13 protein-coding genes and 1 tRNA gene are annotated in these 15,150 nt (G+C 63.5%); 5 read left to right on the forward strand and 9 right to left on the reverse strand.

What is annotated here, in order from left to right; genetic code table 11:
- The first annotated feature begins 208 nt into the window (after nucleotides 1–208).
- The gene (locus tag BVG79_RS08895) at nucleotides 209–892 is read left to right on the forward strand and encodes a GcrA family cell cycle regulator (RefSeq protein ID WP_085787339.1); all 684 of its coding nucleotides are present in this window, start codon (nucleotides 209–211) and stop codon (nucleotides 890–892) included.
- A gap of 64 nt (nucleotides 893–956) precedes the next feature.
- Here the strand turns inward: BVG79_RS08895 and BVG79_RS08900 are convergent, their stop codons facing one another.
- From BVG79_RS08900 to BVG79_RS08910, 3 genes are read right to left on the reverse strand one after another with little or no spacing between them, the layout of a single operon-like run.
- Entirely contained in the window at nucleotides 957–1,610 is a 654-nt protein-coding gene (locus tag BVG79_RS08900; protein ID WP_085786575.1) for a methionine ABC transporter permease, read from the reverse strand.
- Nucleotides 1,591–2,571, reverse strand: coding sequence for a methionine ABC transporter ATP-binding protein (locus BVG79_RS08905; RefSeq protein ID WP_198167834.1), 981 nt, complete (start codon nucleotides 2,569–2,571; stop codon nucleotides 1,591–1,593). Before BVG79_RS08905 ends, BVG79_RS08900 begins: the two co-directional genes overlap by 20 nt.
- The gene (locus BVG79_RS08910) at nucleotides 2,568–3,392 is read right to left on the reverse strand and encodes a MetQ/NlpA family ABC transporter substrate-binding protein (RefSeq protein ID WP_085786577.1); all 825 of its coding nucleotides are present in this window, start codon (nucleotides 3,390–3,392) and stop codon (nucleotides 2,568–2,570) included. Before BVG79_RS08910 ends, BVG79_RS08905 begins: the two co-directional genes overlap by 4 nt.
- Nucleotides 3,393–3,525: 133 nt before the next feature.
- Between BVG79_RS08910 and BVG79_RS08915 the strand changes: the two genes are divergently transcribed.
- On the forward strand, nucleotides 3,526–3,885 hold the full coding sequence (locus tag BVG79_RS08915; protein ID WP_085786578.1) for a potassium channel family protein: 360 nt from the start codon (nucleotides 3,526–3,528) through the stop codon (nucleotides 3,883–3,885).
- 144 nt (nucleotides 3,886–4,029) lie between these two features.
- Nucleotides 4,030–4,227, forward strand: a complete 198-nt coding sequence (locus tag BVG79_RS08920; protein WP_085786579.1) for a CsbD family protein — start codon at nucleotides 4,030–4,032, stop codon at nucleotides 4,225–4,227.
- A gap of 208 nt (nucleotides 4,228–4,435) precedes the next feature.
- On the opposite strand, the gene BVG79_RS08925 is transcribed toward BVG79_RS08920, so the two are convergent.
- The 3 genes from BVG79_RS08925 to BVG79_RS08935 form a co-directional block, all read right to left on the reverse strand.
- Entirely contained in the window at nucleotides 4,436–4,891 is a 456-nt protein-coding gene (locus BVG79_RS08925) for a hypothetical protein (protein ID WP_085786580.1), read from the reverse strand.
- A 25-nt stretch (nucleotides 4,892–4,916) separates the two neighbouring features.
- Nucleotides 4,917–4,999 (reverse strand) — tRNA-Leu (locus BVG79_RS08930).
- A gap of 44 nt (nucleotides 5,000–5,043) precedes the next feature.
- On the reverse strand, nucleotides 5,044–5,511 hold the full coding sequence (locus BVG79_RS08935; protein ID WP_085786581.1) for an Lrp/AsnC family transcriptional regulator: 468 nt from the start codon (nucleotides 5,509–5,511) through the stop codon (nucleotides 5,044–5,046).
- 109 nt (nucleotides 5,512–5,620) lie between these two features.
- Between BVG79_RS08935 and putA the strand changes: the two genes are divergently transcribed.
- Nucleotides 5,621–8,983, forward strand: a complete 3,363-nt coding sequence (gene putA / locus BVG79_RS08940) for a bifunctional proline dehydrogenase/L-glutamate gamma-semialdehyde dehydrogenase PutA (protein WP_198167835.1) — start codon at nucleotides 5,621–5,623, stop codon at nucleotides 8,981–8,983.
- A gap of 58 nt (nucleotides 8,984–9,041) precedes the next feature.
- Here the strand turns inward: putA and BVG79_RS08945 are convergent, their stop codons facing one another.
- Nucleotides 9,042–9,854, reverse strand: a complete 813-nt coding sequence (locus tag BVG79_RS08945) for an inositol monophosphatase family protein (RefSeq protein WP_085786582.1) — start codon at nucleotides 9,852–9,854, stop codon at nucleotides 9,042–9,044.
- Nucleotides 9,855–9,947: 93 nt separating this feature from the next.
- Nucleotides 9,948–10,877, reverse strand: coding sequence for a LysR substrate-binding domain-containing protein (locus tag BVG79_RS08950; protein ID WP_085786583.1), 930 nt, complete (start codon nucleotides 10,875–10,877; stop codon nucleotides 9,948–9,950).
- 106 nt (nucleotides 10,878–10,983) lie between these two features.
- Here BVG79_RS08950 and BVG79_RS08955 point away from each other — a divergent pair, with 106 nt between their 5' ends.
- Nucleotides 10,984–11,970 (forward strand): glycosyltransferase family 2 protein, encoded by a 987-nt coding sequence (locus tag BVG79_RS08955; RefSeq protein WP_085786584.1) that lies wholly within the window; start codon nucleotides 10,984–10,986, stop codon nucleotides 11,968–11,970.
- 50 nt (nucleotides 11,971–12,020) lie between these two features.
- On the opposite strand, the gene BVG79_RS08960 is transcribed toward BVG79_RS08955, so the two are convergent.
- Nucleotides 12,021–15,107, reverse strand: a complete 3,087-nt coding sequence (locus tag BVG79_RS08960; RefSeq protein ID WP_085786585.1) for a valine--tRNA ligase — start codon at nucleotides 15,105–15,107, stop codon at nucleotides 12,021–12,023.
- Between the last annotated feature and the right edge of the window lie 43 nt (nucleotides 15,108–15,150).

A 15,150-nucleotide genomic window follows, 5' to 3' on the forward strand; every position in this document is an offset into this window, starting at 1 on the left:
GCGGCCCCGCGCCATGCAACGGCAAATCGCGTGCTTTGCGCAGGTGCAAGGGTTGCCTTCCCCCTTTCGCAAGTAGTATCTAGTCGCACCGCAGCCCTAGCGCCCCCCCGCCGTGCCAGCCACCTTGCACAGGCCGGACGCGTGCCTATCTTACGTGGCTATGGTTTTCATTGTCGCCTTGAACAGGTGGCCCTTGCCGGAGGTGAACATGTCCTGGACCGACGAGCGTGTCGAAACGCTCAAGAAAATGTGGAACGAAGGCCTGTCCGCCAGCCAGATCGCCAAGGAATTGGGCGGCGTCACCCGTAACGCGGTGATCGGCAAGGTGCACCGCCTCGGCCTGTCGAACCGCACGACCGGCGAAGAGGCAGCCCCCGAAACCGCCGCAGCCCCCGCCGAGGCCCCGCGCCCCGCAACGCCGCCCCCCGCAGCAGCGCGCCCCGCGCCGCGCCCTGCCGCGACACCCCGCCCCGCGGCGCGCCCCACCACAGTCGAAGTGGATGTCGAGGTCGAAGAAACCCTGCGCGCCGTGCCCGATGACAGCGACGACGATATCGACGACGCGCTGGACGACGAGGACGACGAAGACGAAATCCCCGGTGCCGCTATCCGCCGCGCCATCGTTCCCGCTGGCCAGCCGCTGCCGCCGCAGCCTTCGGCCAATGAAATCAGTGCCGAAGCCCTCGCCAAAGTATCCGAGGTCGAGAAGGTCTCGCGCAAGCTGACGCTGATGGAACTGACCGAAAAGACCTGCAAATGGCCAGTGGGCGATCCCGCAACCCCGCATTTCTGGTTCTGCGGCCTGCCCGTCCAATCGGGCAAGCCCTATTGCGAGGCGCACGTCGGCGTCGCGTTCCAACCGATGAACACCCGCCGCGACCGCCGTCGCTAGGGACACCCCACTAAAATGGCCGCGTGGAAAACCACGCGGCCATTTTTTCATAGGCGCGCCATGCTTAGCGGCGCGACAAATACCGCGCCAGCCGATCACCCGCGAATTGCACGGCGCTGACCAACACCACCAATATCACAATCACAACGACCATCACCGTCGTATCGAACCGCTGATAGCCATAGCGGATCGCCAAATCCCCCAAACCACCCGCGCCCACGGCCCCCGCCATCGCCGATGCGCCGATAATCGTGATCAACGTCACCGTCATCCCGCCCACCATCGCGGGCAGCGCCTCGGGCAGCAAAACATGGCGGATTATCTGGCCGGTGGTACAGCCAAACGACTGGGCGGCCTCAACCAAACCCCTGTCGACCTCGCGCAGCGCCACCTCGGCAATCCGCGCGAAAAACGGGATCGAGGCGACGCTCAGCGGCACAATCGCCGCCCAAACGCCGATCGTCGTGCCCACGATCAGCCGCGTAAACGGGATCAGCGCGACCAACAGCACGATAAACGGCACCGCGCGAAAACAGTTTACCACCATTCCCACCGCGCGGTTCAGGCGCGGCAGCGGATGAATACCGCCTGGCGCGGTGACAATCAAAAACAGCGCCAACGGCACGGCAAACAGCACCGTCACCACCGCCGATACGCCCACCATCAGCAAAGTATCGAAAAACGCCTTCCACAGGCGGTCAATCATCTGCGGCGACATAGCCGATCACCTCTGCCCCGTCCGGCAGTGCCGCATCCTGCGGCAACGCCAAAACCAAATGCCCCACCGTGTGCCCCTGTATCGGGTCGACATGCCCCGCGACCAACCGTGCCCCCGCAGGCAACGCAACAGCCCCCTGCCGCCCGTCCAGCGGCAGCCGCACAATGCGCACCCGCCCCGGGGCCGCCGCGCCAAAAACCGCTTGCGCGGCAACAGGCTGCAGCGGGGCCAGCAACGCCCGCGTCGCATCATGCGCAGGCGCCCCGAAGACCTGCCACACCGGCCCGATTTCAACCATCCGGCCCGCCTCCAACACGGCAACGCGGTCGCAAACATCGCGGATCACAGCCATCTCGTGCGTGATCAAAACAATCGTCAGCCCCAAGCGCCGGTTGATGTCGCGCAGCAGCGCCAAAATCGACATCGTCGTTTCGGGGTCCAACGCCGATGTCGCTTCGTCGCACAGCAACAGGTCGGGGCCGCTGACCAAGGCGCGGGCGATGCCGACGCGCTGCTTCTGCCCACCCGATAACTGCGCGGGATAGGCCCCGCCGCGCCCCTCTAGCCCGACAACCTGCAGCACCTCTGCCACACGCGCCATACGCGCGGCGCGCTGCACGCCCGCAACCTCCAAAGGCAGCGCCACATTCTGCGCCACCGTCTTGGCCGAGATCAAATTGAAATGCTGGAACACCATGCCGATACGCCTGCGCAGCCCGCGCAAACCCGCGCCGTCCAGCGGCGCAATATCCGCGCCATCGACCAAAACATGGCCGGTGCTTGGGGCCTCCAACCGGTTGATCAGCCGCAGCAGGGTCGACTTCCCCGCCCCCGACCGCCCGATAATCCCAAAAACCTCGCCGCGCGCGACGGCAAAATCCACATCATCCAGCGCAGCTATGGGGCCGGCGGGGCCAGCAAAAACCTTGCCAACCCCCCGCACCTCGACCGCAGGTGTCACTCGGCCGCGTTCAGCCACGAGAAAGCATAGAGGTTGGCGTCACCAACGTAGGCCGCATCAACCGCCGCCCGCACCGCATCGGCCGTGTGGAAAATCTCGATGAACCGGCGCACGTCGGCATCATCGGTATTGTCGGCCCGCGTGACAAACCGCATCGCAAACAAATCCTCGTCCGCAGGCGACAAGACCAAGGGCGCGACGGCCTTCTCGGGCAGACCCGCGTTGACCAGCAGCGACGGATAAGCCTGCACCAGATCCAGATCGTCCATCGCGCGGATCAGCTGCGGGCCGTCCACCTCGACAAACCGCAAATTGCGCGGGTTCCCGACCACATCGTCGGGCGTCACGTCGTAACCGTCCTTGCCCAGCGTGATCAGCCCCGCGCTTTCCAGCAAACGCAAGCCGCGCCCCTGATTGGTCGGATCGCTCGCCAGCCCCACCTGCGCCCCATCGGGGATCGCATCCAAACTGTCGTAGCGGTTCGAATAAAGGCCCAAGCGCGACAGCACGCCAATATCAATCGCCTGCAACGTGAACCCCGTCGCGGTGTTCACATCACCCAGAAACGGCAGATGCTGAAAATAGTTCATATCCAGATCGCCCGCATCCAGCGCAACGTTGGGGGTCGTCCAGTCCAGAAACTCGACCACCTCGACATCCATTCCCTCGGCACGGGCAACTTCAGCCGCCGCCTCGATCGAATCGGCGATCATGCCGGGAATAACGCCAATCGTCAGCGCTGCCGCAGGCCCACCCGCGACTATCAGACCCGCGACAATCGCACCCGCCATCCATTTCGGCTTTGCACTAAAAGCAGGCATCCGCACCCTCGTCCTGTGAAAATTCCATCATCGGCAACCTACACATCAGGCCCAGAAAGAAAAGCCACAGCCCACGGTAACATGGTATCATCCCCTAAAATGCGGCATTTCGCCTCTTACACATGGGTTTCACATGGTTTCATTCTGGCTCAGCGCCCTTCGACTTCTGAAAGCCATCTTGCGCGCCGGCAAAAGCGAGCTTTTCCGCGGCGCCTTTTTCCTGACGGCACTGATTCTGCTGTCGGGCACCCTCTTCTACCACGGGGTCGAGGGCTGGAGCTGGGTCGACTCGCTCTACTTCAGCGTCATGACCATCTCGACGATCGGCACAGCCGACATGGCACCCACGACCGACTTCAGCAAACTCTTCACAATCGTTTACGTTTTCGTCGGCGTCGGGGCGATCTTCGCGCTTTTCGCCCTGATCGCCCGTGCCCTTATCGTGGATGAACCTGACGAAAAGCGCACTAAATCCGAAAAGAAGGCCCTGTAAAAACAAGAGCCTCGGGCAATCCAATAGGCGGAAAATGACCTGTTTTCACTTTTTCGCGTGGCCCGCCCTAGGCAAAGCCAAAACCCGCACCTACCTTGACAACACGGACAACCAAATCTCTCTAACTCTCAAAGGAGTGAAGACATGAACTGGGATATCGTAAAAGGTAAATGGGCCCAATTGACCGGCGACGTAAAAGCCAAATGGGGCGAATTGACCGATGATGATCTGACGCAGATCAATGGCGAGCGTGAAAAGCTGGCCGGCAAAATTCAGGAACGGTACGGTATCGCTAAAGACGAGGCCGAAAAGCAGATCGATGCGTATCTGAAAGACAAATAAGCCTTTCCTACCAACAACAAACGAGGCGTCACATGAAGGGCATCATAGCCTGGTTACTGGGCGTTCCAGTCTTTGTTATCGTGATTTTCTATTTGGTTGGTGTCTTCTGACACCAACCTCATTCACCGCCCGCCCGCATTCCCAATGTCCCTTGGGCGCGGCGGGCGGTGTCAATTTACAGGCGCTGCAATAGCGCCTTGGCCGGAAATCAATTCTCGATTTCATCCATTAATGCGCGCCAGTCCAAATAGGCCTGATCTTGGTCTGCATAAGCAATCACAGACCCGCCATACCCTTCCAGAACCGTAATTAGCTTATCACTACGTGCCTGCGCATTATGGCAGGCATTGGGCGTATCCAGATAATCGAAAGCAGGCGTTGAATAACCGGTTTCCAACGCATCAGTCGTCAGATCCAAAACGCCGTACCCCAGCAGATAGGCGCTATCGATCACCAACGACGACATCTCCTCGGTATAGGTCACGCCCGAACAATTCATCATCAGCACGTTCACCATAAAGGCCTCGCGCAGCAGCCCCTCGGCACGCGCGCTATCCCCCTCCAGCGCGGTAAAATCCGGAAGCGGCACGAAAATCTTGCCATCCGCCTGCGCTGCACCCGCCAAAACCGCGCCGCCCAAAATCGCTGCCAGTAACGCCCGCATCGCCGCCCTCCGCTCATGATGCCTGTAGCCGCTGCGGGACTCGAACCCGCACGGGGGGTACCCCGACGCATTTTAAGTGCGTTCCGTCTACCATTCCGGCAAGCGGCCACGCGCCTCTTCTATAATGTCCGATCCCGCAAGCCAATGGCAGATCAGGCGAAACCTTCATCCTTCACCGCCTGCATCGCAACATACGTCGATGTCGAGGCCACGTGCGGCAGCGTCGAAATCGCCTCGGCCAACACGCGGCGATACTCGCGCATATCATGGGTGCGTACCTTCAGTAGGTAGTCAAAACTGCCCGCAATCAAATGACATTCCTCTATCTCGCGCACCTTGGCGACAGTCGCGTTGAACCGCGCCAGCGCGGCCTCGCGGGTGTCGGTCAACTTCACCTCGACAAAGGCCACATGGTCCAACCCCAGCCGCACGGGATCAAGCAACGCGCGATAGCCGCGAATAACACCGCTTTCCTCCAGCCGCCGCACGCGGGCTTGGGTGGGGGTTTTCGACAACCCGATGCGCTCGGCCAACGCCGTCAGCGACATCCGCCCGTCGACCGCAAGGGCCGACAAGATCTTTTGGTCATATCCGTCCAGTTCTACCGCATCATCCGTCATGGATTTTCCATTTCTTTAGTCGATTTACCTTATCAAACCCACATAGACAGGCAAATCGTCTTTTCGCTTCCAGATAAGATGCGCCGTCAACCTTCCCACGAGTCGCATCATGTCATCGTCCTTCCCTGCCCTGCGTACCGCTATCGACCAAGCCAATATGATGGACGAGGCCCTGGCCATCAGCCAGCTCAGCACCAGCGCCAACCTCACGCGCGAGGCCCGCGCGGCGATCGTCACCGACGCCGCCGCCCTCGTCCGCCAAATCCGCGCACAAAAGAACCCCGGCTTGATGGAAACCATCCTCGCCGAATACGGCCTCGGCAGCGACGAAGGTCTGGCCCTGATGAGCATGGCCGAAGCCCTGCTGCGCATCCCCGATGCCGCCACCGCCGACGCGCTGATCGCCGACAAAATCGTGCCAGCCAATTGGGCCAGCCATAACGGCAAATCGCCCGCGCTGCTGGTCAACAGCGCCACCATCGGCCTGATACTGACCAGCAACGTGCTGAACACCAACGAAAAAGGGGCGATCCGCCGCGCTATTCGCCGCCTCGGCGCGCCGGTCATCCGCGCCGCCGTCGGCGTCGCCATGCGCGAAATGGGCAAACAATTCGTTCTGGGCCAAACCATCGAAGAAGGCCTGAAAAACGCCGAACCCTTTGAAAAGTTGGGCTTCACCAACAGCTACGACATGCTGGGCGAAGCCGCGCGGACCCAAGGCGATGCCGACAAATACTTCCGCGATTACGAAAAAGGCATCGCGGCCATCGCCACGCGCTGCACGCACGGCTCGTTCAAACTGAACCCCGGCATCTCGATCAAACTCTCGGCGCTGCATCCGCGCTATGAAATCGCGCAGCGCGACCGCGTGATGGCGGAACTCGCCCCCCGCGTGCTGGAGTTGTGCCGTCAGGCCAAAGCCGCCGACATGGGCCTGTCGATCGATGCCGAGGAAGCCGACCGCCTGCAACTCTCGCTCGATGTGATCGAATGGGTGCTCTCCTCGCCCGATCTGGCGGGCTGGGACGGTTTCGGCATCGTCGTGCAAGCCTATGGCAAACGCGTTGGCGCGGTGATCGACTATCTGTACGCGCTGGCCACCGCGCTTGACCGTAAAATCATGATCCGTCTGGTGAAAGGCGCCTATTGGGACGCCGAAATCAAACGCGCGCAGGTCGAGGGGCTGGTCGACTTCCCCGTCTACACCCGCAAACACCACACCGACATTTCCTACATCGCGAACGCCCGCAAGTTGCTGGGCATGACCGACCGCGTCTACCCGCAATTCGCAGGCCACAACGCGCACACCGTCACCGCCATCCTGCATCTGGCCAAGGCCGCCAATGCCGCGCCCCAGCAGTGGGAATTCCAGCGCCTGCACGGCATGGGCGAATCGCTGCACAAACTGCTGCGCGAAAACAACGGCACCAGTTGCCGCACCTACGCCCCCGTCGGCAAACACGTCGACCTGCTGGCCTATCTGGTGCGCCGCCTGCTGGAAAACGGCGCGAACTCCAGCTTCGTGAACCAGATCGTCGATGAAACCATCCCGCCCGAAACCGTGGTCACCGACCCCTTCGGCATCCACCCCGCCGGCGTCGACCTGCCCGCAGGCCCGACCCTGTTCGGCCCGCAGCGCAAAAACTCGGCCGGCTTCGATCTGACCGACCTGCCCACATTGGCCGAGATCGAGGCCGCCCGCGCGCCCTTCGAAACCGCCCAATGGACGGCCGCCCCGCGCTTGGCCAACGGCACAGGCACCGGCGCGACAAAACCCGTGCTGAACCCCGCCACGCTGGCCGAAATCGGCACCGTGACCGAGGCTGACGCTGCCACCTGCGCCGCAGCATTCGACCAAGCCGCCATCTGGGATGCCCCCGTCGCCACACGCGCCGCCGCCTTGCGCCGCGCCGCCGACCTGTATGAGGAAAACTACGGCGAATTCTTCGCCCTGCTGGCGCGCGAGGCGGGCAAAACCCTGCCCGACGCCGTGGCCGAGCTGCGCGAAGCGGTCGATTTCCTGCGCTACTACGCCAACGAGGCTGAAAACGCGGGCGATCGTGCGGCGCGCGGCACGTGGGTCTGCATCAGCCCGTGGAACTTCCCGCTGGCCATCTTCAGCGGCCAAATCGGCGCCGCGCTGGCCGCAGGGAACGCGGTCATCGCTAAACCCGCCCCGCAAACCCCGCTGATCGCCGACAAAGCCGTCGCCCTGCTGCTGCAAGCCGGCGTCCCCGCCAGCGCGCTGCAACTGATGCCGGGCGGGGCCGAAACCGGTGCCGCGCTGACATCGTCGCCCCGCCTTGCGGGCGTGGCCTTCACCGGCTCGACCGGCACCGCGCAAGCGATCCGCCGCACCATGGCCGAAAACGCCGCCCCCGGCACCCCGCTGATCGCCGAAACCGGCGGCATCAACGCGATGATCGTCGATTCCACCGCCCTGCCCGAGGCTGCCGTGCGCGACATCGTCGCCAGCGCCTTCCGCAGCGCGGGCCAGCGCTGTTCGGCGCTGCGCGTCCTTTATGTGCAAGAAGACGTGGCCCCCCGCGTCACCGAAATGCTCAAAGGCGCGATGGAGCAACTCTCGCTCGACAATCCGTGGGATCTGGACAGCGACGTCGGCCCGCTGATCGACGGCACTGCGCAGGAAAAAATCGCGGCACATGTGAACGACGCGCGCCTCAAGGGTCGCCTGCTGCACCAAACCACCGCCCCCGCAGGCGGCCACTTCCTCGCCCCCGCGATGATCCAAGTCAGCGGCATCACCGCGATCGAGCGTGAGATATTCGGCCCTGTGCTGCACGTCGCTACCTTCCGCGCCGACCAGCTTGATCAAGTCGTGACCGACATCAACGCCTCGGGCTACGGGCTGACGTTCGGGCTGCACACCCGCCTGCAATCGCGGGTGGAATCGCTGTCGCGCGCCATTCATGCGGGCAATATCTACGTCAACCGCAACCAGATCGGCGCGGTCGTCGGCAGCCAACCCTTCGGCGGCGAGGGGCTGTCCGGCACCGGCCCCAAAGCAGGCGGTCCGAACTACCTGCCGCGCTTTGCCGCGCCCACCGCGCCCAACGCAGGCGTGCTCGACACCCTGCTACCCGGCCCGACAGGCGAATCGAACGAGATGATCCTCAGCCCGCGCGGTGCGATCCTCTGTGCTGGCCCGACACCCGCCGATGTCAGCGCGCAAGTCGCCGCTGTCACCGCGCTTGGCGGGCTGCCTGTCACCGGCCCCGCCGATCTGGTGCACGACCCGCTGGCCGCCGTGCTGTTCTGGGGCGAGGCCGACGCGGCCCGCGCGATCGAGACCCAACTGGCCCAGCGCCCCGGTGCCATCGTGCCCCTGATCGCCAGCCAGCCCGACATCGCCCATGTCATGCACGAACGCCATATCTGCATCGACACGACGGCAGCGGGCGGTAACGCCCAACTACTGGCCGAAGTCTCGGGCCCCAAAAAGGCCGCATAAAACGAAAAACCCCGCCAGATCGCTCTGGCGGGGTTTTTTAATGTGATTTCCGCGAAACTTACGCTTCGGGCAGGGCAGCTTCGGGGCGCGCGCGTACCAGCTTGGCGAAGCGATCAAAAATCTCGCCATTGGCGGCCACCACATCGCCATGCACCAGCGGGTCATGGTCGTCGCGGATCGGGCCTGCAAAACCGCCAGCTTCCTGCACCAGAATGATACCGGCCGCAATTTCCCAAGCCTTGGTCTCGCGCTGCCAATAGCCCTCGTAACGGCCGGTCGACACATAGGCCATGTCCAGCGCCGCCGAACCGCTGGCGCGCACGCCCGAGGATTCCGGCATGATCCGCGCCAAGTCTTGCAGCATCGCAGGCAGCGTGCGCTGCTTGCCCGACGGCACGCCGGTCGCGAACAGCGATTCCACCAGCCGGGTACGGGCCGACACGCGGATGCGCGTCTGGTTCATCCACGACCCGGCACCCTTTTCAGCAAAGAAGCACTCGTCCTTGACGGGGTCATACACGACACCGGCCACAATCGTGCCCTTGTGCTCGAGCGCGATCGACACTGCCCAATGCGGCAGACCGTGCAAATAGTTGACGGCCCCGTTCAGCGGATCGACCAACCAACGACGGGTCGGATCTTCGCCCTCAATGGCAACCTCGGGGGCGCTGAAGCCATAGCTCGGGCGCGCCTCGATCAGCTCGTCGCGCATCGTCTCCAGCGAACGTTTGTCGGCGCGCGTGGTGAAATCACCCGTCCCGCGTGCCGAGGATTGCAGATTTTCGACTTCGCCGAAATCCTTGACCAACGCGCGGCCTGCCTTGCGGGCAACTTTGATCATAATATTCAGATTGGCGCTGCCGATAGCCATCACGCACTCCAGCTTTAATTCATACGGGGGTCAGGTGGTCGCTATAGGCGCTTGACCGCAGGCGGACAAGGGCTTTCCGCATGGCTCTCTCCCTCAGCCGGGCGCAAAACTGTCACCTAAACCCTGTTGCAACTTCTCGGCCTCGCCCCGCGCCAGCCGGACCAGCTCTTGCACAAAGGGGCGCTCGGCGTCGCCCTCGCGCACGGCGGCATAAAGGCGGCGCGATATGCCATGCTCGGTCAAGGGGCGCATGACGTAATCGGCCTTGTAGCGCTGCTGGTGCACGACCCAATCCGGCAACACCGCCACACCGCGGTTGGATGCGACCAGCAACAGGATCATCGCGGTCAATTCAACCTGCCGGATATGGGCGGGCTCGACCTTGGCGGGGGTCAGCAGCTGGGAAAACACATCCAGCCGCGCCCGCTCGACCGGATAAGTGATCAGCACCTGATCGCGAAAATCCTCGGCCGTAATATAGGGCCGCGTCGCCAGCGGGCTTTGGCAACTGGCGACAAAGGTCGGCGCGTAATCGAACAGCGGCAGAAAGATCACATCGTCCATCTCCTCGGGGTCCGAGGAAATGACGACATCCACCTTCTCGCGGCGCAGCGCGGGCAAGGCACCAAACGCCAACCCCGGGCGAATATCCACATCCACATCGGGCCACAGCTTGCGGAACTGTTCCATCACCGGAAACAGCCATTCGAAACAGGCGTGGCATTCGATGGCGATATGCAGCCGCCCCGCACTGCCACCGGCAAGGCTCTCGAACTCGGCCTCCAACGCAGCGATCTGCGGCAGGATGCTTTCGGCCGCCGCCAACAGGCGCTTGCCCGCCGCCGACAGACGCAGCGGTTTTGACCTGCGCACGAACAGTTCGACCCCGGCCTGATCCTCGATATTCTTGACCTGATGCGACAGCGCGCTTTGCGTCGTGTTCAGCAGATCGGCCGCCTTGGCCAAGCCGCCCGCATCATGGATGGCCTTGATCGTGCGCAGGTGCCGAAATTCGATATGCATATGCGACTGGACTCATGGTAATAGCGGGGGCAGTCAAAATAGTCCCACATGCACGCCCAGCACACAAGGGCCGCGCATGTGACGCGACCCCTACGGGATACCCCGCATGACCGCGCCGCCCCCGCTGATCAGCATTCTGATCCCCGCCTATAATCTGGGGCCGCATATACTGGCTGGCCTGACCGCGCTGGGGCCAATCCCCCCGCAAGCCGAGGTGCTGATCTACGACGACGCCTCGGGCGATGATACGGCGGCGCTGGCAGAACGCTGGGCCAGCCAGACCCCGCAAGCCCGCGTCTTGCGCGGGGCGGTGAACGGCGGCGTCAGCCATGCGCGCAACCAGCTGCTGACGGCGGCGCGCGGCGGCTATGTCTGGTTCATCGACGGCGATGACACTTTGGCAGCGGGCGCTTTGCAAACAGTGGTGGATGTGCTGCGGGCACAGCACCCCAACGTCCTGATCGTCGATTTCACCCGCAGCGGCCCGACGGGGGAAAACCATGGCAAAGCCTTTTACGGGCCGGAACGGATGCTAAGCTACGACAAAGCTCAACTGCTCGCCGGAACGTTACGCGCGCAGTCGATGCACCTGTGGGCGCGGATCTACCGGCGTTGCCTTAACGCACCGCACGCCTTCCCCGAGGGGAAGATCTACGAGGACATGGCCGTCCTGCCGCAAATTCTGGCCAGCGCCACCAGCTTTTATTACCTGCCCGAGGCCCTGATCACCTATCGCCACCGCCCAGACAGTCTGGTGACCCAAGTTACCCCCGCCTTGCTGGTCGACCAATTCACCGCCTTGGCGCGCCTGTGGGACGGCCCTGCAACCCGCGGCTGGACGCCGCCGGACAGAGTGCTTTTGGAATATCAAATCTTTCTGGACCGCACGTTGCGACGCGTGCTGAAACACCTGCTGCGCTGCCCCGTGGGCGATGATAGCCGCGCAGCTTACGCGCAAATCATGGCCGCCTATGCGAATGCGACGACGCCAATGGCGCGGCGGCGCGCGTGGGTCGAACTCTGGCGCGGCAACCTGAACGAGGTGCGGCGCGGCGCGCGGACACGGCGCAAGGCCGCCCGAGTGTTCAGCTAACCCCCGCGCCCGCACGCGAAAACGGCGGGGTTTCCCCCGCCGTTTGTGTGTTAGCCGATTTCGGCCAGCCGGTCGTAGGCGGCGCGCATCTGCGCCTCCTCGGCCTCGCGCAGAGCCAGATTCTCGCGCACCTCGTCGACAACCTCCTCGGGGGCGGATGCCACGAAGTTGGGGTTGTTCAAGCGCCCGCGCAGGCCGCCCAGTTCCTTGGCCAGCTTGTCCAGCGCCTTGCCGATGCGCGCCTTTTCGGCGGCGACGTCGATAATATCGGCCAGCGGCAGGGCAAAAGTCGCGCCGGCGGTGGGCACGGTGATGGCCCCCTTGGGGACAACCGCTGTCTCGGTCAGGCTGTCGATCCGGGCCAGACGCTTGATCAGCACTTCATTGCGCGCCCACGCGCCGCGCGCGGCGTCGTCAGCCTCTAGCTGCAGCACCGGCACTTGCAGACCCGCAGGCACGTTCATCTGCGCCCGCACCGAACGGACGCCTTCGATGACCGAAATCACCCACGACATTTCGTGATCGGCGGCAGGGTCGACCAGATCGGCGGCGCCATAGGTCGGCCAATCCGACAGGGCCAGCAAGCGGCCACGCGCGCCGGTGGTCTGCCACAATTCCTCGGTCACGAAGGGCATGATCGGGTGCAGCAGGATCAGGCACTGGTCCAGCACCCATGCCATGGTCGCGCGGGTTTCATCGCGCGCGGCGGCGTCATCGCCCGACAGCAGCGGCTTTGAAAACTCGACATACCAGTCGCACACCTTACCCCAGACAAAGGCGTAAAGCGCGTTTGCAGCGGCATCAAAGCGGAAGGCCCCCAATGCGGCGTCGACTTCCTCGCGCACGCGGGCGGTTTCGCCGATGATCCAGCGGTTCACCGTTTGCGTCGCCTTGGGCGCCAAACCGTCGGCAGGGCGCGCGGCAAAGACGTCGTTCATCTCGGCAAAGCGGTGGGCGTTCCACAGCTTGGTGCCGAAGTTGCGGTAGCCCGCGATGCGCTGGGTGGACAGCTTCAGGTCGCGCCCCATGGCGGCCATCGCCGTCAGGGTAAAGCGGACTGCATCGGCGCCGTATTCGTCGATCAGCACCAGCGGATCAAGGACGTTGCCCAAGGACTTGGACATCTTCTTGCCCTTTTCGTCGCGCACCAGCGCGTGCACGTAGACCGTCTTGAACGGCACATCGTTCACCACCGCCAGCTGCATCATCATCATGCGGGCGACCCAGAAGAAGATGATGTCGAACCCGGTGACCAGCACGTTCGTGGGGAAATACTTGGCCAGTTCCGGCGTCTGTTCGGGCCAGCCCAGCGTGCCGATGGGCCACAGGCCCGACGAGAACCACGTATCCAGCACGTCGGCATCGCGCCAGACGGGGTAGACCAGCGCGGTCGGGTCTTGCGTGACGTTATACTGCGCCAAACTTGCGGCCAGCGCTTCGATGGCGCTCGCGCGGTCGGCCACCTCGATCACGCGGGCATGGGCCAGCGGCACCGGCGTGTCGGCGATCTCGTCGCGGAAGTTCTCGATCACACCGTCGAAATCGGCGGCGCAGTGATAGACGACACCTGCGTGCACCAGACGGTCGGCGGCCAGCAGGCGGAAGATTTCGACCTCGTCCAGCGCACCATCACCTTCGTCATCGCGGAAGTTCGACGCGCCCAAATCCAGACCGTACCACACCGGAATCTGGTGGCCCCACCACAGCTGGCGGCTGATGCACCACGGCTCGATGTTTTCCAGCCAATGGAAATACACCTTGGCGTCCCGCTCGGGCAGGATCTGGGTATCGCCGTTGCGCACGGCGTCAATCGCGGGGCCGACGATCTTGCTGGTGTCGACGAACCATTGGTCGGTCAGCATCGGCTCGATCACGACTTTGGACCGGTCGCCGAAGGGCTGCATGACCGGCTTGTTGTCGACCAGCGGCTGCAAGGTCAGATCCTCGGAGCCGGTTTCTTTGTCGATGGTCTTGACCAGACGGGTGACGGCCAAGCCCAGCGCGCCGATGTCGGCGATGATGGCCTTGCGCGCCTCGAACCGGTCCATCCCGCGGTATTTTTCGGGGACAAGGTTCAGGCTGTCGATTTCTTCTTCGCTGGCGGGGCTGCCTGCGGCGATTTCGGCCGCGCGGGCGGCGGCTTCGACATAGGGCAAGCCGTCGGCACGCATCGCGGCCTTGGTGTCCATCAGGCGATACAGCGGCAGGTCGTGACGCTTGGCGACCTGATAGTCGTTAAAGTCATGCGCGCCGGTGATTTTCACCGCGCCCGAGCCGAAGGTCGGGTCGGGGTATTCGTCGGCGACAATCGGGATCAGGCGGCCGGTCAGCGGCAGCTCGACCAGCTTGCCGACGATGGGGGCGTAGCGTTCGTCGCTGGGGTGCACGGCAATCGCGCCATCGCCCAGCATGGTTTCGGGGCGCGTGGTCGCAATCGAGATCCAGTCGCGGGTCTCGCGCAGAGTCACGGTGCCGTCTTCGTCTTTCTCGACGTATTCATAGGTCTGGCCGCCCGCCAGCTTGTATTTGAAGTGCCACATGTGGCCCGCAACCTCGACATTCTCGACCTCGAGGTCGGAAATCGCGGTTTCGAAATGGGGGTCCCAGTTCACGAGGCGCTTGCCGCGGTAGATCAGGCCCTTGGCGTACATCTCGACAAAGACCTTGATCACGGCCTTTTGGAAATGTTCGTCCATGGTGAAGGCGTTACGATCCCAGTCACAGCTGGCGCCAAGGCGCTTCAGCTGCTGAATGATCGTGCCGCCCGATTGTTCCTTCCACTCCCACACCTTCTCGAGGAAGGCTTCGCGGCCCATCTCGCGCCGGCCGGGCAGGCCAGCTTTGGCCAGATCACGCTCGACCACCATCTGGGTGGCGATGCCCGCGTGGTCTTGGCCCGGCTGCCACAGCGTGTCGAAGCCGCGCATGCGGTGCCAGCGTGTCAGGATGTCCTGCAGCGTGTTGTTGAAGGCGTGGCCCATGTGCAGGCTGCCGGTGACGTTCGGCGGCGGGATGACGATGGAAAATGTCTCGGGGCGGCTGGCATTTGCCCCCGCCTTGAAGGCACCGGCCTGTTCCCATTCCGCGTAAAGGCGCGCCTCGGCGCTGGCGGCGTCAAAAGTCTTTTCCATCGGCATATCGGTCGCCTTTGCTACACATCACGTTGGGGTCATCCCTTAC

Source organism: Ketogulonicigenium robustum, from assembly GCF_002117445.1.
Taxonomy (GTDB): domain Bacteria; phylum Pseudomonadota; class Alphaproteobacteria; order Rhodobacterales; family Rhodobacteraceae; genus Ketogulonicigenium; species Ketogulonicigenium robustum.

What these genes read in the sequence shown, in the direction of transcription:
- BVG79_RS08950 (WP_085786583.1), bottom strand. Translation starts at nt 10,877, where the DNA reads ATGCATATCGAATTTCGGCACCTGCGCACGATCAAGGCCATCCATGAT.
- BVG79_RS08960 (WP_085786585.1), bottom strand. Translation starts at nt 15,107, where the DNA reads ATGCCGATGGAAAAGACTTTTGACGCCGCCAGCGCCGAGGCGCGCCTT.
- BVG79_RS08925 (WP_085786580.1), bottom strand. Translation starts at nt 4,891, where the DNA reads ATGCGGGCGTTACTGGCAGCGATTTTGGGCGGCGCGGTTTTGGCGGGT.
- BVG79_RS08945 (WP_085786582.1), bottom strand. Translation starts at nt 9,854, where the DNA reads ATGGCTATCGGCAGCGCCAATCTGAATATTATGATCAAAGTTGCCCGC.
- BVG79_RS08915 (WP_085786578.1), top strand. Translation starts at nt 3,526, where the DNA reads ATGGTTTCATTCTGGCTCAGCGCCCTTCGACTTCTGAAAGCCATCTTG.
- putA (WP_198167835.1), top strand. Translation starts at nt 5,621, where the DNA reads ATGTCATCGTCCTTCCCTGCCCTGCGTACCGCTATCGACCAAGCCAAT.
- BVG79_RS08935 (WP_085786581.1), bottom strand. Translation starts at nt 5,511, where the DNA reads ATGACGGATGATGCGGTAGAACTGGACGGATATGACCAAAAGATCTTG.
- BVG79_RS08900 (WP_085786575.1), bottom strand. Translation starts at nt 1,610, where the DNA reads ATGTCGCCGCAGATGATTGACCGCCTGTGGAAGGCGTTTTTCGATACT.
- BVG79_RS08920 (WP_085786579.1), top strand. Translation starts at nt 4,030, where the DNA reads ATGAACTGGGATATCGTAAAAGGTAAATGGGCCCAATTGACCGGCGAC.
- BVG79_RS08895 (WP_085787339.1), top strand. Translation starts at nt 209, where the DNA reads ATGTCCTGGACCGACGAGCGTGTCGAAACGCTCAAGAAAATGTGGAAC.
- BVG79_RS08955 (WP_085786584.1), top strand. Translation starts at nt 10,984, where the DNA reads ATGACCGCGCCGCCCCCGCTGATCAGCATTCTGATCCCCGCCTATAAT.
- BVG79_RS08910 (WP_085786577.1), bottom strand. Translation starts at nt 3,392, where the DNA reads ATGCCTGCTTTTAGTGCAAAGCCGAAATGGATGGCGGGTGCGATTGTC.